This window comes from Bacillus nitratireducens, assembly GCF_036320425.1.
GTDB lineage: Bacteria > Bacillota > Bacilli > Bacillales > Bacillaceae_G > Bacillus_A > Bacillus_A nitratireducens.
In genome coordinates this window covers 690,725-711,922 of the sequence record NZ_JAUMJO010000001.1, presented here as the reverse complement: position 1 = coordinate 711,922, position 21,198 = coordinate 690,725, and the positions used below count along the sequence as shown (strand labels likewise).

Here is a 21,198-nt window from a genome sequence, read left to right as displayed (position 1 = left end):
AATTATATGATATATTGTCCGAACTTCTTGAATACCATTATATTATATCAGATATTATAGGCAACGTTAGAGAAGGTATTAGTTGACTATAAACGCGGAATTATTCCCAAAAATATTGAGGGAGGGAATCACTTGGAAAAGGTAGATATTTTTAAAGATATTGCGGAACGCACAGGCGGTGATATTTATTTTGGAGTTGTAGGAGCTGTTCGAACAGGGAAATCAACATTTATAAAAAAATTTATGGAACTTGTTGTTATTCCCAATATTGAAAATGAGTCAGACCGTCAAAGAGCGCAGGATGAACTGCCTCAAAGTGCTGCTGGTCGTACAATCATGACGACGGAACCGAAGTTTGTTCCAAACCAAGCGGTTTCTATCGAAGTAGATGAAGGTCTTGAAGTGAATATTCGATTAGTAGATTGTGTTGGATATACGGTTCCAGGAGCAAAAGGCTATGAAGATGAGAATGGTCCGCGTATGATTAATACTCCTTGGTATGAAGAGCCTATTCCATTCCATGAAGCTGCAGAAATCGGAACACGTAAAGTAATTCAAGAACATTCAACAATTGGTGTCGTTATTACAACAGATGGAACGATTGGTGAAATTCCAAGAAGAGATTATATAGAGGCAGAAGAACGCGTTGTAAATGAGTTAAAAGAAGTAGGAAAGCCTTTCATTATGATTATCAACACTGTACAGCCATATCATCCAGATACGGAGCAGTTACGTCAAAGTTTATCAGAAGAATATGATATCCCAGTAATTGCGATGAGTGTAGAGAGTTTAAGAGAAACAGATGTGTATAACGTACTTCGAGAAGCGTTATTCGAGTTCCCGGTTTTAGAAGTGAATGTAAACCTTCCGAGCTGGGTGATGGTGCTAAATGAAGGGCATTGGTTACGCCAAAGTTATCAGGAAGCGGTTCAAGAGACTGTAAAGGATATAAAACGTCTTCGTGATGTGGACCGTGTCGTTTGGCAGTTTAGTCAATATGAATTTATTGATCGAGCAAGTCTAGCTGGCATCGATATGGGGCAAGGTGTGGCAGAGATTGATTTATATGCGCCAGATGAATTGTATGATCAAATTTTAAAAGAAGTAGTAGGAGTAGAGATTCGAGGGAAAGATCATTTATTAAAGCTTATGCTCGATTTATCTCATGCGAAAACAGAGTATGACCAAGTGGCGGATGCCCTGCGTATGGTAAAACAAACCGGATATGGAGTAGCAGCGCCTGCATTAGCTGATATGAGCTTAGATGAACCGGAAATTATTCGTCACGGTTCAAGGTTCGGTGTTAAATTAAAAGCGGTTGCGCCGTCTATTCATATGATTAAAGTGGATGTAGAATCAACATTTGAACCAATTATCGGTACTGAAAAACAAAGTGAAGAACTAGTTCGTTACTTGATGCAAGATTTTGAAGATGACCCGCTATCAATTTGGAATTCTGATATATTTGGGCGTTCTCTTAGTTCTATTGTTAGAGAAGGAATTCAAGCGAAGTTATCTCTAATGCCAGAAAACGCTCGTTATAAATTAAAAGAAACGCTAGAAAGAATTATTAATGAAGGATCTGGCGGATTGATTGCGATTATATTATAAGAAAAAATCCCTCTAATTGTAGAGGGATTTTTTTATTTTGGAGTATGTAATAGTAAAATAAACAGTCATTATCTAATATTTTGTTGTAAATTGTCAAGTTTCATCAGATTTTCACATTTTAAGAGTAACAATTTCCTTAAAAATATTGAATTATAAAGGAGAATCGTATAATATAGGCGTTGATAATGATTTATCTACATCTTTGTAGTATAGAATTTGTAAAAATTGCCTACAAATGAAAGTAAGACTCATTTTATGATCATTATACAGTCTTATCTTTGGGAGGAGGTGAATGGCATGAACAAGACAGATTTAATCAATGCTGTTGCAGAAGCGAGTTCCCTTTCTAAAAAGGACGCAACAAAAGCAGTGGACGCTGTTTTTGATTCTATCTTAGAAGCTTTAAAACAAGGTGATAAAGTACAACTAATCGGATTCGGTAACTTCGAAGTTCGTGAGCGTGCGGCTCGTAAAGGTCGTAACCCACAAACAGGTGAGGAGATTGAAATCGCTGCAAGTAAAGTACCTGCATTCAAACCTGGTAAAGCGTTAAAAGATGCGGTTAAATAATCCTTACATATTAACAGGGAAGAAGAGTTTCCTTTTTGGAAACTCTTCTTTTTGCTTTTAAAAACATAAATATGCTAGAATGTGTTCGTATCACTTTTAGGTTTTTCGGGAGGGCTAGCGGATGGCAAAAGTTAATTTAGAACAAATTGAACACGCAGTACGTCTTATTTTAGAGGCAATCGGAGACGACCCAAATCGCGAGGGAGTACTTGATACACCGAAACGTGTTGCGAAAATGTACGCAGAAGTATTCTCAGGGATGCATGAGGATCCAAAAGAGCATTTACACAAAGTATTCGGAGAAGATCACGAAGAGCTTGTACTAGTAAAAGATATACCATTCTATTCGATGTGTGAGCATCATCTTGTTCCTTTTTATGGAGTTGCTCACGTTGCATATATTCCGCAAGGTGGAAAAGTAACGGGACTAAGTAAATTAGCTCGTACTGTAGACACAATTGCGCGTCGTCCACAACTACAAGAACGTATTACATCAACAGTAGCTAACTCTATTATGGAAGTACTAGAGCCGCATGGTGTAATGGTAGTAGTAGAAGCAGAGCATATGTGTATGACGATGCGTGGTGTGAAAAAGCCTGGTGCAAAAACAGTAACGACTGCAGTGCGCGGCGTGTTAGAAAATGATGCAGCAGCACGTAGTGAAATTTTATCGTTTATTAAGACGAAGTAAAGAAAAGCGGGAAACTGCTTTTCTTTTTTTTATATGCAAAAAAATGATATATTTTTAGTATGAAAGAGCAAGAATATAAAGGTTGAAAACTATTTCTGCCTTTTGTGGAAATGAATGTTTGTAGTTGTTAGTGATGAAGATGATTCGTATGAATGAAGGTGGAGGCTGCATTCGGTGACAGTTTGGCAGAAGTAGCCAAGTTTTGGTTATAGAAAATAGAATGTATGTGTTATAATAAATTTTATGAATTAGAAAACAAGGGTGATTTTTTGTGTGTGACATCTACGGAGGGTATGCGGGTATTAAAGAGAAATTGATGGAGAAATTACGCCATCCTTATTTTATAAACTATATTGAAGAACCATTTATTGATGAAGAAAAAATAGCGCTGTTATACGGTGCATTAAAGGATGCAAATATACATAAAGAACAAATTGATCATTATGTAGTAACGATTATGCTTGTACAAATTGCTCTTGATACACATGAAAAAGTATCAAATAAAGCAAACGAAGAGACGAGTGGATTCCATAAGCGTCGTCAATTGACAGTGCTTGCAGGCGATTATTATAGTGGTCTATACTATTACTTATTGTCAATGAATTGTGATATTATCTTAATTCGCGCACTTGCTGAAGGAATTAAGGAGATTAATGAGCATAAAATTATGCTATATCAAAAAGCCCATGTGACGATTCAAGACATAATGGAAAGTGTAGTAATAATTGAATCTGCGCTGTTGCAAAAAACATGTGATCATTTTCATTTATCCAATTGGAAACCATATATAACTTATGTATTAGGAAAAAATCGTCTTCAAAAAGAGTGTCAATTGTATGCTGATAAACAAAATTCACCTGTTTTTCAAGCGGTTCAAAAAATCTCATTGGATGATGATAAAAATCTGGAAACAGTTATTAATGAATGGCTTATGGAAATGAAAAAGCAGGAAGAAAAATTTTTAGAGAATCATACAGAAGTTAATGAAATAATTTCTATGTTAAGAGATAAATCAAGGACATAAGCAACTTTACATTGGAAGAAGGTACGAGCATGCAACAATCAAAAGAAGAAAGAGTACATGACGTATTTGAGAAAATTTCTGATAAATACGATGTGATGAATTCTGTAATTAGTTTTCAAAGGCATAAGGTATGGCGCAAAGAAACGATGAAAATTATGGATGTGAAACCTGGGAGTAAGGCACTCGATGTTTGCTGCGGAACAGCTGATTGGACAATTGCGTTAGCAGGAGCTGTAGGGGAAAATGGAAAGGTTTACGGTTTAGACTTTAGCGAAAATATGCTAGCTGTCGGTAAACAAAAGGTAGAAGCTTTAGAATTAAAGCAAGTAGAACTTATGCATGGAAATGCAATGGAACTTCCTTTTGAAGATAATACGTTTGATTATGTAACGATTGGTTTTGGGCTACGTAACGTTCCGGATTACATGCAAGTATTAAAAGAAATGACGCGTGTAGTAAAGCCTGGTGGAAAAGTGATTTGCTTAGAAACATCTCAACCAACAATGATTGGTTTTCGTCAAGGGTATGTCTTATACTTTAAATATATCATGCCGTTATTTGGAAAGATGTTTGCAAAAAGTTATAAAGAATATTCATGGCTTCAGGAATCCGCTAGTACATTCCCAGGGATGAAAGAGTTAGCGAGTATGTTTGAAGAAGCTGGGCTTAAGAATGTGCAAGTGAAACCATTTACTTTTGGTGTAGCAGCTATGCATTTAGGTTTTAAACCAGAATCAAAATAGAAAAAAGACGTTTTAGGTTAAGGTGAACAATATGAAGTTACAACTTATGTACTCTTTTTTACGATCGGATATTAATGTTATAGAAAAAGAATTGAAGAAGACAGTTGCTTCTGAGCAGCCGTTAGTAGAAGAAGCGGCATTACAGCTTATTGAAGCAGGTGGGAAGCGGATTCGCCCTGTTTTTGTTTTACTTGCAGGGAAATTTGGTGATTATAAGTTAGATGCAATTAAGCATGTTGCGGTTGCATTAGAACTTATTCATATGGCTTCTCTTGTTCACGATGATGTCATTGATGCTGCGTTTTTACGACGCGGTAGCGCAACAGTGAATGCGAAATGGGGAGATCGTATTGCAATGTATACAGGAGACTACTTGTTTGCGAAGTCTCTTGAATGTATAACAAATATAGAAATTCCAGATGCACATCAGGCACTATCTCATACAATTTTAGAAGTTTGTAAAGGTGAAATCGAACAAATTAAAGATAAGTATAACTATGATCAAAATTTAAGAACGTATTTAAGAAGGATAAAACGAAAAACAGCATTATTAATCGCTGCGAGTTGTCAGTTAGGAGCGATTGCTGCTGGTGCTAATCGTGATACTGTAAATCGTCTATTTTGGTATGGATATTTTGTTGGTATGTCTTATCAAATTATTGATGATATTTTAGATTTCGTATCGACAGAAGAGAAGCTCGGAAAGCCTGCTGGTGGTGATTTACTACAAGGTAACATTACATTACCTGCTTTGTATGCCATGGAAGATCCAGTTCTTCGTGAGAAAATTATTTCTGTGAATGAAAATACAGCAGCAAGTGAAATGAAAGAAATTATTGATGATATTAAAGCGAGCGAAGCTATTGATAAAGCATTTTCGTTTAGTGAACGTTATTTACATAAAGCATTAGAAATAATAAAACCACTCCCGCGTGGACAGGCGAAGTATGCTTTGCAAAATGTCGCAAAGTATATTGGAAAACGAAAATTTTAGTGTTTTTTCTAAAAAATAAAATAATCTCTCTATTTCAAAACTATTGCACAATTGTGATAAGGGTGTTAATATGTGTGTGGGGATATACAATTACATACATAATTCAGAAGTGGAGAGATTTTTTATGGAAAAAACATTTCTAATGGTAAAACCAGACGGTGTACAACGTGCCTTCATTGGGGAAATTGTAGCTCGTTTTGAGAAAAAGGGCTTTCAATTAGTTGGTGCAAAATTAATGCAAGTGACTCCTGAAATTGCTGAACAACACTACGGTGAGCATAAAGAAAGACCTTTCTTTGGTGAATTAGTAGACTTTATTACATCTGGCCCTGTATTCGCAATGGTATGGCAAGGTGAAGGTGTAGTAGATACAGCACGTAATATGATGGGTAAAACACGACCACATGAAGCTGCTCCTGGAACAATTCGTGGAGATTTCGGTGTAACTGTTGCGAAAAACATTATCCACGGTTCGGATTCTTTAGAAAGTGCAGAGCGCGAGATTGCTATTTTCTTTAAGGAAGAAGAATTAGTAGACTACTCAAAATTAATGAATCAATGGATTTACTAATTATTTTAAAATAATTTGTAAACGCTTTAATAACTGTGATAATAGTAAAAAGTGCAAGAAGAATAGGGGTATTCTTCTTGCACTTTTTTTATTTTGATTTGTTACGAAGTTAGGACTGTTATGATATATTGGTATGTAAAGTAAAAGGTATAACGTTATGAAAATGATAGAATGATTACAAGTAGGATAAAGCAAGTAGTCGATTTACTATATAATTTCAATGTTTTCTTATAGAATGATGAAAGATACCATTGCTACTTTATGTAGCGGGATAAATACATATGCGAAAAGAGGAATAACGTATGCGATATATTACAGCTGGTGAATCCCACGGTCCGCAACTTACGACAATTTTAGAAGGTGTTCCGGCAGGATTATCTTTAGTAGCGAATGATATAAATGAAGAATTAGCTAGAAGACAAAAAGGATATGGACGCGGTAGACGCATGCAAATTGAGAAAGACCAAGTGCAAATTGTAAGTGGTGTTAGGCATGGGAAGACGATGGGATCCCCAATTGCACTTGTTGTTGAAAATCGTGATTTCACCCATTGGACAAAGGTTATGGGCGCAGAGCCGTTAACTGAGCAGGAAGAGAAAGAAATGAAAAGGCAAGTTACGAAACCTAGACCTGGACACGCAGATTTAAATGGTGCGATTAAATATGGTCATAGAGATATGAGAAATGTATTAGAGCGTTCTTCAGCACGTGAAACGACAGTTCGTGTTGCAGCTGGTGCAGTTGCAAAAAGGATATTAGCAGAATTAGGTATACAAGTAGCGGGACATGTTATCGAAATTGGTGGTGTACAGGCAGAAAATATTACGTATAACTCTATTGCGGAATTACAAAGTACTACAGAAGCATCTCCTGTACGTTGTTTAGATGAAGAAGCAGGTAAAAAGATGATGCAAGCAATTGATGATGCGAAGGCAAATGGTGATTCTATCGGCGGTATTGTTGAAGTAGTTGTAGAAGGCATGCCAATTGGAGTAGGTAGCTATGTACATTATGATAGAAAATTAGATGCAAAATTAGCAGCGGCAATTATGAGTATTAACGCTTTTAAAGGTGTTGAAATTGGAATTGGTTTTGAAGCCGCGCATAGACCTGGAAGTGAAGTGCATGATGAAATCCTTTGGGATGAAGTGCAAGGGTACAGAAGAAAGACGAACAATGCAGGTGGAGTAGAAGGTGGTATGACAACTGGTATGCCGGTTATTGTGCGTGGTGTGATGAAACCGATACCGACATTATATAAACCGCTTCAAAGTATTGATATTGATACGAAAGAACCTTTTACAGCGAGTATTGAACGTTCAGATAGTTGTGCAGTACCAGCAGCTAGCGTTGTGGCTGAAGCTGTTGTCGCTTGGGAGCTCGCGACGGCTTTAATTGAACAATTTGGATTAGATCGTATCGATCTTATACGTGAAAATATTGAGAAACATAATGAATATGCGAGGGGATTTTAATGGAGAACATACATATTCAAACGAAATCAAAAGAATATGATGTACATGTTGGAAAAGAAGCGTTGTCACATTTAACAACGCTTATTCAAAAGATGAATCCTGCTGTATCTAACATAATGATCATTTCTGATGAAGCTGTTTCATCACTACATTTACAGACAGTTGTTGATGCATTACAAGTAGAGCAGGACGTGTTTTCGTTTGTTGTACCGAGTGGTGAAAAAGAGAAGTCTTTTGAAAATTTTTATGCGGCTCACACTTCGGCTCTTGAAAATAAATTAGATAGAAATTCTTTGATTATCGCACTTGGAGGCGGAATGATTGGGGATTTGGCTGGCTTTGTTGCTGCGTCGTTTATGCGTGGTATTCGCTTTGTCCAAGTTCCAACGACTTTATTAGCTCACGATAGCGCGGTAGGCGGGAAAGTAGCAATTAATCATCCACTAGGAAAAAATATGATTGGTGCATTTCATCAGCCAGAAGCTGTTGTATATCATACGCCATTTTTACATTCACTTCCTGAAAAAGAGTGGAGATCAGGTTATGCAGAAGTGATAAAGCATGCTCTTATTGGTGATGTAAAGCTATATCATTGGTTAAAAGAAGAAGTGCAAACATTAACGGATATTCGTGATGAAAAATTAATTCACATATTAACGAAGGCGATTCCTGTAAAAGCGAACATTGTGTCGCAAGACGAAACAGAAAAAGGTGTACGGGCCCATTTGAATTTTGGGCATACGTTAGGACATGCTCTTGAAAAAGAGTTAGGATATGGAAATATTACTCACGGTGACGGAGTAGCGGTTGGGATGTTATTTGCCTTATTTTTAAGTGAGCAAGTGTACAAGGTTGATCTTGCTTATGAAGAGATGAAGCAGTGGTTCTTGAAATACGGCTATCCGAAAATGCCAAGTGATTTGAATGTAGAACGCCTCGTTCAACTGATGAAACAAGATAAGAAAGCGAATGCAGGAACAATTCATATGGTACTTATGCAGGAATATGGGGTAGTGAATGTCGTATCTATTTCAGATGAGACTGTTCATATTGCGTTAGAAGCATTTCAAAAGGATATGGTCTAGAAAAGTTGTAGAACAGGTATGAAATGCATATATAGAGGTATTCTCGTAATGGTGACGGTTATGATTAAAGGTGACAGTAAGGAATTATAAATCATATCAATGACTGGGGGAAGAAAAGTGAGAGTAAAAGAGCAATTGTTAACTTTGAGAGCATATGTACCTGGGAAAAATATTGAAGAAGTAAAAAGAGAATATGGGTTGTCAAAAATTGTGAAGTTAGCGTCGAATGAAAATCCATTTGGCTGCTCTGCGCGTGTGACAGAAGCATTAACTTCGTTAGCCAATCAATATGCACTTTACCCGGACGGAGGGGCTTTTGAGCTTCGGGAGAAAGTAGCAGAGCATTTAGGTGTAAAAGCGGAACAACTGCTATTTGGTAGTGGATTAGATGAGGTCATTCAAATGATTAGCCGTGCATTACTACATGAAGGAACAAATGTTGTAATGGCAAATCCTACGTTCTCGCAATACCATCACCATGCTGTTATTGAAGGAGCGGAAGTTCGGGAAGTACCACTTGAAAATGGTATTCACAATTTAGATGCAATGTTACAGCAAGTAGATGAGAAAACGAAGATTGTATGGATTTGTAATCCGAATAACCCGACAGGTACATATGTAGAAAAGCAAAAATTACTTTCATTTTTAGAATCAGTTCCAAAGTCAGCGCTCGTTATTATGGACGAAGCATATTATGAATACGCTGGGGCAGAAGATTATCCGCAAACATTGCCTCTTCTTGAAAAATACGAAAATCTTATGGTGCTACGCACATTCTCAAAAGCGTATGGTTTAGCTGCTTTTCGTATTGGATATGCGATTGGGGATGCAAAGCTTATAGGGCAGCTAGAGGTAGCGAGACTGCCATTTAACACATCAACTATCGCTCAAGCGGTAGCATTAGCGGCAATAGAGGATCAACAGTTTTTACAAGATTGTGTGAAGAAAAATACCGAAGGATTAAATCAATATTATGCATTTTGTAAGGAATATAATGTGTTCTATTATCCATCCCAAACGAATTTCATTTTCTTGAAACTCGGTATACCTGGTAATGAAGCTTTCGAACGATTAATGAAAAAAGGATATATCGTTCGCTCTGGTGCAGCGTTTGGTATGCATGATGGTATTCGTATTACTGTTGGATTAAAAGAAGAAAATGATGAGATTATTGAATTGCTTACGGAACTTGTAAAAGAACAAGTGAAGAAAGAAGAAACGTATTCTTAAGAAATAGTGAAGGCTCCTATTACAGGAGTCTTTTTCATTTGAGCTGCAATAAGGGGAGTTGTTTGCACGTTCAAGAAAGAAAACGTTACAATAGAAGTAGACGTATAAGAAGAACTATTGTACATATAACTTATTTAAAATGTGAGGAGGATACAGTTTGAAACTAGTAGGACGAAAAAATAGTTTGAATGGGAAAATTGTTGTTCCAGGAGATAAATCTATTTCGCATCGCTCTGTTATGTTTGGGGCGATAGCAGAAGGGACGACGAAGGTATCAAATTTTTTATTAGGAGAAGATTGTTTAAGTACAATTGCATGTTTTCAAAAACTAGGTGTCAAGATTGAACAGAGTGGTAACGATGTCAAGATTTACGGTAAAGGATTACATAATTTACAAGAACCGAAAGAAGTATTAGATGTGGGGAATTCAGGGACGACTATTCGTCTTATGCTTGGGATTTTAGCTAATACGCCGTTCCATAGTACGATAATCGGTGATACATCAATTGGAAATCGTCCTATGAAACGTGTTACAGAACCGCTTAGTATGATGAACGCTCAAATCGACGGTAGAGAAAATGGACAATATACACCTTTATCTATTCGTGGTGGAAAGGTGAAAGGTATGCATTATCATTCACCAGTAGCAAGTGCACAAGTGAAATCAGCAGTTTTACTTGCAGGTTTGCAAGGAGAAGGTGTAACTACAGTAACAGAGCCTATGCAGTCTCGTGATCATACAGAAAGGATGTTACGTGCATTTGGGTGTACAGTAGATGTTAATGAACGTACCGTGTCATTACAAGGTGGTCAACAACTGAAAGGAGCAGACATAGAAGTTCCAGGGGATGTTTCTTCAGCTGCATTTTTCTTAGTAGCTGGTGCAATTGTTCAAAATAGTAAGCTTGTATTGGAAAATGTCGGTTTAAATCCAACGCGAACAGGGATTTTAGATGTTTTAACAAAGATGGGTGCACTTATTTCTATCGATAATATGAGAAATGAAGAGTTTGAACCGTGCGGGGATATTACGATTGAAACATCGAAACTAAAAGGAATAGAGATTGGCGGATCGCTTATTCCGAGATTAATTGATGAAATTCCTGTAATTGCTTTATTGGCAACACAGGCAGAGGGAATTACCGTTATCAAAGACGCTGAGGAGTTAAAAGTAAAAGAAACAAATCGTATCGATACTGTTGTGGATGAGTTAGGAAAATTAGGTGCGAAAATTGAAGCTACACCAGATGGTATGATTATATACGGTAAACAAAATTTAAAAGGAAATACCGTTAATAGTCACGGCGATCATCGTATTGGGATGATGCTAGCAATCGCATCTTGTATTATAGATGGAGAAGTGAAAATAGAGAATAGTGATGCGGTCGCTGTATCGTATCCGAACTTTTTTGAACAATTAGCTGCGCTATAAGAGAAAGCATAGGAAGAGACAGTTCATCCAAAAGGTTGCGTTCTTACATTTAGTTGCTTATGATAAATGAACAGAAGAGAAATATTTTTTTGAATTAAAGGAGACGTTTATGCAAAATTTCGAACAAGCTGTTTCTTATATTGAAAACGGTGAAGCAGAAAAAGGATTACAATTATTAAAAGAACAACTACGAGTTGCTAATGATGAAGAGAAGTATGATATTGCTCGTTACTATCATACACTTGGGTTTATGGATGAGGCGTTAGCAATTATAGATGATTTACGCTTGCTATATCCGGAAGAAAGTGAGTTTACGCTATTTTTAGCAGAATTATATATTGATTTAGATAAAGAAGATGAAGCGATCGAAGTACTTCATGATATTCCAGAAAATGATGATTTATATGTTCAATCGCTATTACTTGTTGCGGATTTATTCCAAATGCAAGGTTTTGATGATGTAGCTGAACAAAAACTATTAAAGGCAAAAGAAATGATGCCAGACGAACCTGTTATTACGTTTGGGTTAGCAGAATTATATAGTAGTAAAGGTGAAGAGCAGAAGGCGATTACTTATTATGAATCGTTACTAGCAGAACATAAAGTTATGGGTGGTGTTGTCATTGCTCTTCGTCTAGCAGAAACTTTAAGTGCGATTGGAAACTGGGAAGAGGCGATCTCTTACTATGAAGCTGGGCTAGAGGAGCAAAAAGATATTCACTCGTTATTTGGATATGCTTTCACTTTATATCAAGGGGAAGAATATCAAAGAGCAATTGGTGCTTGGCAAGAATTAAAAGAATTAGATCCTGAGTACGCTTCTTTATACATGTATTTAGCGAAAAGCTATGAAAAAGAAGGTATGCTTCAAGAAAGCTATGAAACACTTCACGAAGGAATTAAGGTTGATGAGCTTTCGGTTCCTTTTTATGTAGAATTAGCGAACATTTCAGCGAAATTAGGTAAAATAACGGAGGCTGAAGAAGTGCTTCAAAAGGCGCTTGAGCTAGATCCGGGACATTTAGGTGCGACATTAAAATATGCGTATATCTTAAAAGAACAAGAGAAATATGAAGAGCTAATTGCAGTTGTGGAGCGTACAATTGACAGTGGAGAACCAGATACACAACTACTTTGGGATCTTGCATTTGCAAAAAAACAATTAGAAATGTATTCTGATGCATTAAAACACTATGAAAGTGCATATACTTCTTTTAAGAATCATCCAGATTTCTTGGAAGAGTACGGTTATTTCTTATTGGAAGAAGGAATGCGAAAAGAGGCGAAAGAAGTATTTACTCAGTTAATACAACTAGACCCGACACAAATTCATATTGAAGAATTGTTATATAATTTAGAGGATTTTTCGTAAGTTGGAAGGAAACTGAATGCCGCTTCTTGAATCTAAAAAGAAAAGAGAAAGACAGAGGAGGGACTTAATCGCTATGAATACCCCTGTTTCTGTAAACGAGAAGAAGGACTTTGTAAAATGGTTTTTGAATAATTACCAACTGAAACAGCGTGAATGTGTATGGATTTTGAATTATTTAATGAGTCACGATCAATTAATGCATAAAGTCCACTTCGTAGAACATGCAAAATATTGTCCACGTGGCTTAGTGATGTCAGCGAATTGTGTGAAAGACACACCGTTTCACTTTTTCAAACAAAATGTAATGACAACAGATGCAGAAAAGTCGTTTCATGATATTCGTTTGAATCGAGATGAGGATATTTATATTCAACTTAATTTTAAGTCATCGTTCCAAAATGCAAATTATGTAGCTGTATTAGAAGAAAACCCATATTTGCCAAAGCACATTGAAGTGAATGAAAAAGATCGATTGCTTGCAGAACGATTTTTAGAAGAAAGTGTATTCTCATTTAGAAGAGATCGTCTTTTGAAACAAATTGATGAAGCCTTGGATAAGCAAGATAAGGAAGCGTTTCATAAGTTAACAGCAGAGTTAAAAACGTTATAGAATTCATTTTAATTATTAAATCTTTACAAATTTCGGTCTTTTTAAGAAAAACTACCTAATAAATAGGTAGTTTTTCTTTTTTTACCTCTTTTAGTATGGTTTAATATATATAAAGTGAAAGTTCTGTTATTTTGAATGAGGGAGGGGAGAAATTTGAAATGGATTGTAAAAGATGTGGAACAGTTTGAGCAAGCAAGAGAGTATGTAGATACAGGGATTATACCCCTTTTGTCTATTTCGACAGCAAAAGAAATGAAAATGGTTGTAGAACAAGGTGAATTTATTGAGGCTTTGAGTATGGAGCTGGAAAGGGAGTATAAAGGAAGAGTACTTTTACTGCCCGCATTTACGTATTTAGTAGAGAGCCAAAAGAACGAAAAAGATCGTTTGCAAGAATGGACAAATTATTTGCAAAGACAAGGTTTTAAGCATATTGCCTATGTGACAAGTGATTTTTCATGGAAAGAAGATATGCAAGAGTTGCAGGGGGATTTATTTTGGTTTCCATCGTTATCATTAGAGCAATTTAGTGACCAGGCGAAAAGAGAGGTTATTCGTGCCCACATAAAAAATATTATGGTAATGTTGGAAGAAAGATGGGTAAAATAATAATAAACAGAAAGTTCTTATTATTATGAGTAGTATGATATTGACCTATACAAGAGGGTATTATATCATGATAGTGTCCTAGTTTTTATTTTTTATATAATATTTTCACGAGGGGACAATTTCTGATAGAGGGGGGAAATTTTCGTGAGCGAGAAAGAACATCGTGTGTCAAGAAGACAATTTTTAAATTACACACTTACAGGGGTAGGAGGCTTTATGGCAGCGGGTATTTTAATGCCGATGACGCGGTTTGCGCTTGATCCGGTGTTAAGAAAAGAAGCGGGAACAGATATGGTTGCTGTTGCACAAGTAAAGGATGTTACAACAGAACCGAAGCGCTTCGATTTTAAGGTGAAGCAGGTTGACGGATGGTACAAGTCTGAAGAGCCAAAATCTGCCTGGGTGCATAAAGATGAAAGCGGAGACATCGTTGCATTTTCTCCAGTGTGTAAACATTTAGGTTGTACAGTGAACTGGAATTCGGACAAAGCCCATCCTAATCAATTCTTTTGCCCATGTCACGGGGGACGTTACACAAAAGATGGGGTGAACATTAAAGGCACACCGCCTCTTGCTCCGCTTGATGTATACGAATCCAAAGTAAAAGATGGAACACTTTATTTAGGAAAAGCAAAGCCAAGAGGGGGTGCAAAGTAGATGTTAAATAAAATTTATGATTGGGTGGATGAACGTTTAGATATTACACCGATATGGCGTGATATCGCTGATCATGAAGTACCTGAGCATGTTAACCCGGCGCATCACTTTTCTGCATTCGTCTATTGCTTTGGGGGACTTACCTTTTTCGTTACCGTAATTCAAATTTTGTCTGGAATGTTTTTAACGATGTATTATGTGCCTGATATTAAAAATGCTTGGGAATCGGTTTACTATTTACAAAATGAAGTTGCATATGGACAAATTGTTCGTGGTATGCACCACTGGGGCGCTAGTCTCGTAATTGTAATGATGTTTTTACATACACTCAGAGTTTTCTTCCAAGGTGCGTATAAAAAGCCTCGTGAGTTAAACTGGATTGTTGGTGTTCTTATTTTCTTTGTTATGTTAGGTCTTGGTTTTACCGGATATTTATTACCATGGGATATGAAAGCGTTATTTGCTACGAAAGTAGGGATTCAAATCGCAGAGCAAACGCCGCTCATTGGTCCTTATATTAAAACATTACTCGCTGGTCATTCCGAAATTGTTGGCGCTCAAACATTAACTCGCTTCTTTGCTATTCACGTCTTCTTCTTACCAGCAGCACTTCTAGGTTTAATGGCCTTCCACTTCATCATGATTCGCAAACAAGGTATTTCCGGTCCGCTATAAGAGATTGCTAAATTAAAGGGGAAAGAACAAAAGGAGGGAGATTATGCATCGCGGCAAAGGGATGAAGTTTGTAGGAGATTCTCGAGTACCAGTAGCTCGGAAACCAAATATTCCAAAAGATTATTCGGAATATCCAGGGAAAACAGAAGCGTTTTGGCCGAATTTCTTGTTAAAAGAATGGATGGTTGGTGCAGTTTTTTTAATCGGTTATTTATGTTTAACAGTGGCGCATCCGTCACCGCTTGAGAGAATGGCGGATCCAACAGATGCAGGATATATACCACTTCCAGATTGGTATTTCTTATTCTTGTATCAGTTATTAAAGTATTCGTATGCTTCAGGCTCATTTACTGTAATTGGAGCATTTATCATGCCTGGGATTGCGTTTGGAGCATTACTGTTAGCTCCATTTCTTGACCGAGGCCCAGAAAGACGCCCGTTGAAACGGCCTGTGGCAACTGGATTTATGCTTTTAGCAATTGCATCAATTATCTTTTTAACTTGGGAATCTGTAGCACACCACGACTGGGAAGCTGCAAAAAAACAAGGAGCAATTGTAAAAACAGCACCAGTTGATAAAAATGACGACGGCTACAAGTTAATGCAAAAAAATACTTGTTTAACATGTCATGGTGACAATTTACAGGGCGGGGCGGCAGCACCGGCACTGCAAAACTTAACTTTAAAACCAGAAGAAATCGCTAAAATTGCGAAAGAGGGAAAAGGTTCAATGCCTAAAGGGGTATTTAAAGGTACAGATGAGGAACTGAAAAAGCTTTCGGAATTCGTTGCAAAGTATAATAAAAAATAATCGAAAAGTTGACTACAAAATCTGTAGTCAGCTTTTTATTTTGATGACGGAAAGTTTGCTATATAATAGAGTAGAGTTCGATGAAAGAATTACTTTGTTTGAAAGGTGTTGGACATGCAGCTTGGTTTACTTGTATGCAATGTTAAGGCAACGTTCGGTACTATTATTTTTATTGGTTGTTAACATATTAGGTACAATTTACGGATTCATATGGTATGGAAATCAATTAAAAGAAACCTCACCTATATTTTGGCCGTTTGTACCAGATAGTCCTATGGCGAGTCTCTTTTTTGTCTTTGTTCTAATTGCTTTTTTGATAAAGAAGAACTGGGGATTAATAGAGGCGTTAGCGATAGTTACTTTAATAAAATATGGTATTTGGGCTGTTGTTGTAAATGGGGTTATGATTTATGTAAAAGGCCCTATTGGTCTTATGGGATATATGTTAATGTTATCTCATTTTGCAATGGCGGTGCAGGGAGTGTTATATGCTCCGTTTTATCGGATAAAAAAATGGCATTTCATTGTAGCTGGCATATGGACGTTACATAATGATGCAATTGATTATTTATTTTGGCAAATGCCGAGATACGGAATTATGCATTTGTTTGTAGAGAAAATTGGTTATTTCACGTTTTGGCTAAGTATTGCTGTACTGTGTATCACATATTATTATTGCTTACGTGAGAACCGAAAACAGTTTTCTTTATGATGGTGAGGACATTTAGGGGGAGAAAATGAAGAAAAATAAGAGTGGTATAAACATATTGGATCGATTGATTACTTTAGTTGTTTCATATAGCATAGCATTTTCTATTTTCGCTCTCGCGACAATGGTAGTTGTATATGGAAAATGGCTGTATTATTTTGAAATTGATTTCTTAAATATTCCAGACTTAGCGGATATGACGAAAGATGAAATTAAAAGAAACTATGATGTGCTTATTACATATTTATCTCCGTTTTATGAAGGTGCATTACAATTGCCGACATTAGACATGTCTACAAATGGTCGCATTCATTTTGTGGATGTTAAAAATATTTTAGTAAAGATTCAATATATAATGTATGGAACGATTGTAATTGCTTTATTAGGAGGAACGTATTTACTAAAAAAGAAAAAAGAAAAGTTTTTACTCCACGGAGCGATTCTTACAATTCTTTTTCCGATAGCTCTTACGTTACCGATTGCCATTGATTTTGAAAAGAGTTTCGTATTATTTCATAAGCTTTTATTTAGCAATGATTATTGGATGTTTGATATTGAAACAGATCCGATTATTTTAATGTTACCGGAAGAATTCTTTATGCATGCTGCATGTATTATTTTATTATTGATTTTAAGTGGAAGCATACTTTGTTACGGTGTGTATAAATATTTAGTGAAAAAGAAAAGGGTTTCAAAGAAAAAATTCTCTGTTTAAAGAGAATTTTTTTGTTTTCATAGAGATAATATATTTTTTGATTTTGTTCTGTTCTATTCTTGTCCAACTCCACATATTTTGTACTAGTAGTTATAGGGGGGACCGGGATGAAGAGAACATTAATTGGACTGATAGCATTTCTAATTATAATGTTTCCAGTACGTATATATGCTGAAGAGTGGAGTGAACTAACTGGATTGCTAGACGACTCTTTACAGTTAGTAAAGAAAAATGAAGATGAGAAGGCAATACAAGTACTGTACCATTTCTCAGAGCAGTTTCTATCAAAGGAAAATGAAAATAATTTAAAAGTAACTCCGGGACAAATTAGAGTCATTTCTTTAGCATACGATACGGCGAAACAATCTCTCGCGAAAGATTTAGATAAGCAAGTTAAAGTTGATAATATGTTAGCGTTACAACTTGCTGTTGATGCACAAGTATCCAAATATCAGCCACTTTGGATGGAAAGAGAAAGAAAGATAATGGATGCTTTTTCTCAAGTAGAAAAAGCGATGAAAAAAGAAGATGATGGACAGTTCCAACAGACGCTAAATACATTTTTAAATGAATTTAATATTATTTATCCGAGTTTAATGATTGCCCTGCCAGAAAACGAAGCGCAGCGTGTAAATGCACATTTATCTTATTTGGATGAATTTCGTAACGTTATGTTAAAAACGAAAGGTGGACAAATGCAACTAGGGATTATTAAAGGTGATTTGCAAAAAATATTTCATACAGTAAAAAAAGATGAGATTGCTCCCTCTCTCATTTGGTTTATGACCATTACTGGAGGACTTATTTTTTTCACTTTAACGTATGTTGGATGGAGAAAGTATAAAGGCGACAGAGAGAAACGGAGAAGTAACTTGCAGTCTAAAGATAGATAATGTGTATAAATAAAGATACGGATTGTAAGGTTTATTTATTGACAATGGTGTAAGAAAAAAATAGAATGAGAAGTACTATAATTAAAACTTCAATGGAGGTTTATGATGTTTTATTTAATTTACTTCGCGATCATTTTGATCATACCGTTGTATGCACAGTCAAAAGTACGTAGTGCCTATAGCAAGTATTCACAAGTTTATTCAACTTCAGGTATGACGGGAGCGGAAGTTGCTCGGAAAATTTTGGATGAAAATGGATTGTACAATGTAGCTGTAGAAGAAACGCCGGGTCATTTATCGGACCATTACGATCCAACTGCAAAAACAGTTCGATTATCAACAGATAACTATTATGGACATTCAGTTGCTGGTACAGCTGTAGCAGCACACGAAGTAGGACATGCAATTCAAGATGCGAAAGATTATAACTTCATGCGTGTACGCCATTCGTTAGTGCCAGTTGCTAATTTTGGTTCAAACATGTCATGGGTTTTTGTACTAATTGGTGTATTTGCACAAATGTCTGGTTTGTTGTTACTAGGAATTATTTTAATGGCAGCAGGTGTTATTTTCCAACTTGTTACATTACCAGTTGAATTTGATGCATCAAAACGTGCAATGCAACAAATTGAAGCACTTGGTATCGTATCGACAGATGAGTACGGTCAAGCTCGTAAAGTATTAAATGCGGCAGCATTAACATATGTAGCAGCAGCTGCTGTAGCAGTATTTGAATTATTACGCCTTGTATTAATTTATACTGGTATGCAGCGTAGCGACGATTAAAGACTATCAATTATGATAGTCTTTTTTTTGTTTCGTGGAATGAATCTTATAACATGTTACAAATGGAAATAATAGAAATAATATGGGGTATAGAACTAGTTAAAAAAGATAAGTATGGAATGTTGAAAGAAGGTGACAGACATAGAATATCCAGAACATTTAGTTAAACAAGTGAGGGAGCGAAGTGCTACATACCAATTAGAAGGTTTTTTAAGTGGACAGGGTCCTAGAAATCCGAAATTAATGCTTGTTGGAGAAGCGCCTGGTGAAACGGAAATTCATAACGGTATCCCGTTTAGCGGGAGAGCCGGAAAACATTTAATGGAGTTTTTAGAACGTATTCACGTTACAAGGGAAGAGGTATATATTACGAGTGCGGTTCGGAGTAGACCTTATAAATGGAGAGAGAAAAGGGAACGAAATGGCGAAATAATACAGAAGAAGTACAATAGAACACCAAATCAAGGAGAAATACTTGCCCATGCACCTTTGTTAGACTATGAGTTGGAACTTATACATCCGCCTGTTATTGTGACACTTGGTAATATTGCACTGCAGCGTTTAGTTGGCAAAAATAATAAAATTACGAGTGTTCATGGTGAATTGTTAAAGCAATCCGTGCAGCAATTGAAAGATAGTAGCGGTACAGAATTTATATGGACAGAAAAAGAATATTATATTTTTCCGACCTTTCATCCAGCTTCAATTTTTTATAATCGGAGTTTATTGGAGCTTATTTATGAGGATTTGGAGAAACTTAAAAGATGTATAATAAAAAACTAGAAAAGCCAAAGAGCTTTTCTAGTTGAATTTAATTATGTAACGGATTTTTATTTTCATCTAGTGTAAATCCTTCGCCAACGACATCATGTACATCACTTACAGCAACAAAGGCGTGAGGGTCTACAGAAGTAATGATATTTTTTAATTTCACGATTTCGTTTTTTGCAACGACACAATATAGTACATTTCGTTCAACTTTTGTATAGGATCCAACTGCTTTTAAAAAGGTAGCTCCGCGCTCCATTTCTGATAAAATTTTTGCAGCAATTTCATCGTTTTTATCAGAAATAATAGTTGCTCCTTTTGCTGCATAAGCTCCTTCTTGCATAAAATCAATAACTTTAGCCCCGATAAAAACAGCAACTAACGTATACATGCCCTCGCGGTATGATAAATATGTAAGAATAGAGACAATAATAACGACCGCATCAAACATAAACATCGTTTTTCCCATACTCCAGCCAACATATTTGTGGGCTAATCTTGCGATAATATCAACGCCACCAGTAGTCCCGCCATATTTAAATATAATTCCAAGTCCTATACCGATAAATGCCCCTGCGAATAAAGCAGCCAGTGTCATATCATTTTGCAAGTTTAAATGTAAGTTGAGTACTTCGTAGCGCTGGAAAATCCATAGGAATAAAGATACGCTAAATGTACCGATTAATGTATATAAAAATGTTGTTCGGCCGAGTAACTTCCAACCAATAAAAAATATAGGGATATTTAAAATTAAGTTTGTATAGGAAGGGTCAAGCGAAAATAGAAAATATAATAATAGCGTAATACCGGTAAACCCACCTTCTGCAAGATGGTTTTCAATATTGATATTCACAATACCGAAAGAAAAAATAGCGGAACCGATTAAAATAAAAATGATATTTCGAATCTTCAAGTTTGCTTTCATATAGAAATCCCCCTAGTTATGCAATGATTGGAATTGCTCCGCTTAAAACGGCAAAACATAATAAGTTATTTCTAGCTGCTAATAAAAATAGTGAATATCATAGGAACCCGATTGGTTCAGGTTAATCTTTTGCAAAAAACCGCAAAAGAAGTTTCACTTTACCCCGTCCCAACGGCTGGTAGAGGGGAAAGCGAAGAAGAAAAGGTCGAACCAGCCGTAGGAACCCGATTGGTTCAACTAAT

The 21,198-nt window shown here is 36.2% G+C and carries 23 protein-coding genes; 22 read left to right on the top strand and 1 reads right to left on the bottom strand.

Annotated elements, in window-relative coordinates:
• The first annotated feature begins 132 nt into the window (after positions 1-132).
• The 22 genes from spoIVA to Q3V31_RS03620 all read left to right on the top strand — a co-directional run bounded on the left by spoIVA (position 133) and on the right by Q3V31_RS03620 (position 20,046).
• Complete coding sequence (gene spoIVA / locus Q3V31_RS03725) at positions 133-1,611, top strand: stage IV sporulation protein A (protein WP_000416521.1); 1,479 nt, start codon at positions 133-135, stop codon at positions 1,609-1,611.
• 297 nt (positions 1,612-1,908) lie between these two features.
• Entirely contained in the window at positions 1,909-2,181 is a 273-nt protein-coding gene (locus tag Q3V31_RS03720) for an HU family DNA-binding protein (protein ID WP_001043860.1), read from the top strand.
• A gap of 121 nt (positions 2,182-2,302) precedes the next feature.
• On the top strand, positions 2,303-2,872 hold the full coding sequence (folE, locus tag Q3V31_RS03715) for a GTP cyclohydrolase I FolE (protein WP_001151482.1): 570 nt from the start codon (positions 2,303-2,305) through the stop codon (positions 2,870-2,872).
• 271 nt (positions 2,873-3,143) lie between these two features.
• A complete protein-coding gene (locus Q3V31_RS03710; RefSeq protein ID WP_000332838.1) occupies positions 3,144-3,896 on the top strand; it encodes a heptaprenyl diphosphate synthase component 1 in 753 nt (250 codons plus the stop codon).
• 29 nt (positions 3,897-3,925) lie between these two features.
• Positions 3,926-4,639, top strand: a complete 714-nt coding sequence (locus Q3V31_RS03705) for a demethylmenaquinone methyltransferase (protein ID WP_001187676.1) — start codon at positions 3,926-3,928, stop codon at positions 4,637-4,639.
• Positions 4,640-4,670: 31 nt separating this feature from the next.
• Positions 4,671-5,633, top strand: a complete 963-nt coding sequence (gene hepT, locus Q3V31_RS03700; protein ID WP_000776069.1) for a heptaprenyl diphosphate synthase component II — start codon at positions 4,671-4,673, stop codon at positions 5,631-5,633.
• 124 nt (positions 5,634-5,757) lie between these two features.
• A complete protein-coding gene (gene ndk, locus Q3V31_RS03695; protein WP_000415879.1) occupies positions 5,758-6,204 on the top strand; it encodes a nucleoside-diphosphate kinase in 447 nt (148 codons plus the stop codon).
• Between the two features lie 302 nt (positions 6,205-6,506).
• A complete protein-coding gene (gene aroC, locus Q3V31_RS03690) occupies positions 6,507-7,679 on the top strand; it encodes a chorismate synthase (protein WP_001269394.1) in 1,173 nt (390 codons plus the stop codon).
• On the top strand, positions 7,679-8,764 hold the full coding sequence (gene aroB, locus Q3V31_RS03685; protein ID WP_000427691.1) for a 3-dehydroquinate synthase: 1,086 nt from the start codon (positions 7,679-7,681) through the stop codon (positions 8,762-8,764). Before aroC ends, aroB begins: the two co-directional genes overlap by 1 nt.
• A gap of 117 nt (positions 8,765-8,881) precedes the next feature.
• On the top strand, positions 8,882-9,994 hold the full coding sequence (hisC, locus tag Q3V31_RS03680) for a histidinol-phosphate transaminase (RefSeq protein WP_001264004.1): 1,113 nt from the start codon (positions 8,882-8,884) through the stop codon (positions 9,992-9,994).
• 157 nt (positions 9,995-10,151) lie between these two features.
• The gene (gene aroA, locus Q3V31_RS03675) at positions 10,152-11,426 is read left to right on the top strand and encodes a 3-phosphoshikimate 1-carboxyvinyltransferase (RefSeq protein WP_016129025.1); all 1,275 of its coding nucleotides are present in this window, start codon (positions 10,152-10,154) and stop codon (positions 11,424-11,426) included.
• 109 nt (positions 11,427-11,535) lie between these two features.
• Positions 11,536-12,798, top strand: coding sequence for a tetratricopeptide repeat protein (locus tag Q3V31_RS03670; RefSeq protein WP_001178813.1), 1,263 nt, complete (start codon positions 11,536-11,538; stop codon positions 12,796-12,798).
• A 73-nt stretch (positions 12,799-12,871) separates the two neighbouring features.
• A complete protein-coding gene (locus Q3V31_RS03665) occupies positions 12,872-13,408 on the top strand; it encodes a ReoY family proteolytic degradation factor (protein ID WP_001095921.1) in 537 nt (178 codons plus the stop codon).
• A gap of 135 nt (positions 13,409-13,543) precedes the next feature.
• The gene (locus Q3V31_RS03660) at positions 13,544-14,017 is read left to right on the top strand and encodes a YpiF family protein (protein ID WP_329762533.1); all 474 of its coding nucleotides are present in this window, start codon (positions 13,544-13,546) and stop codon (positions 14,015-14,017) included.
• Between the two features lie 144 nt (positions 14,018-14,161).
• Positions 14,162-14,674, top strand: a complete 513-nt coding sequence (qcrA, locus tag Q3V31_RS03655) for a menaquinol-cytochrome c reductase iron-sulfur subunit (protein ID WP_001290424.1) — start codon at positions 14,162-14,164, stop codon at positions 14,672-14,674.
• Positions 14,675-15,349 (top strand): menaquinol-cytochrome c reductase cytochrome b subunit, encoded by a 675-nt coding sequence (qcrB, locus tag Q3V31_RS03650; protein ID WP_000932700.1) that lies wholly within the window; start codon positions 14,675-14,677, stop codon positions 15,347-15,349.
• 43 nt (positions 15,350-15,392) lie between these two features.
• Positions 15,393-16,160, top strand: coding sequence for a menaquinol-cytochrome c reductase cytochrome b/c subunit (qcrC, locus tag Q3V31_RS03645; RefSeq protein ID WP_000554603.1), 768 nt, complete (start codon positions 15,393-15,395; stop codon positions 16,158-16,160).
• A 121-nt stretch (positions 16,161-16,281) separates the two neighbouring features.
• On the top strand, positions 16,282-16,872 hold the full coding sequence (lhaT, locus tag Q3V31_RS03640) for a lipoprotein heptaprenylglyceryl N-acetyltransferase LhaT (protein ID WP_002100153.1): 591 nt from the start codon (positions 16,282-16,284) through the stop codon (positions 16,870-16,872).
• A 25-nt stretch (positions 16,873-16,897) separates the two neighbouring features.
• Complete coding sequence (gene lit / locus Q3V31_RS03635) at positions 16,898-17,584, top strand: lipoprotein intramolecular transacylase Lit (protein WP_000739732.1); 687 nt, start codon at positions 16,898-16,900, stop codon at positions 17,582-17,584.
• A 107-nt stretch (positions 17,585-17,691) separates the two neighbouring features.
• A complete protein-coding gene (gene ypjB / locus Q3V31_RS03630; protein ID WP_000831607.1) occupies positions 17,692-18,477 on the top strand; it encodes a sporulation protein YpjB in 786 nt (261 codons plus the stop codon).
• A gap of 105 nt (positions 18,478-18,582) precedes the next feature.
• Positions 18,583-19,263 carry a zinc metallopeptidase gene (locus tag Q3V31_RS03625; protein WP_000499538.1) on the top strand — a complete coding sequence of 227 codons (681 nt, stop codon included), beginning with the start codon at positions 18,583-18,585 and terminating at the stop codon, positions 19,261-19,263.
• Positions 19,264-19,404: 141 nt separating this feature from the next.
• A complete protein-coding gene (locus Q3V31_RS03620; RefSeq protein WP_083583299.1) occupies positions 19,405-20,046 on the top strand; it encodes a uracil-DNA glycosylase in 642 nt (213 codons plus the stop codon).
• A 28-nt stretch (positions 20,047-20,074) separates the two neighbouring features.
• Here Q3V31_RS03620 and Q3V31_RS03615 read toward each other — a convergent pair whose 3' ends face one another.
• The gene (locus Q3V31_RS03615; RefSeq protein ID WP_000646622.1) at positions 20,075-20,956 is read right to left on the bottom strand and encodes a YitT family protein; all 882 of its coding nucleotides are present in this window, start codon (positions 20,954-20,956) and stop codon (positions 20,075-20,077) included.
• Positions 20,957-21,198: the final 242 nt, after the last annotated feature.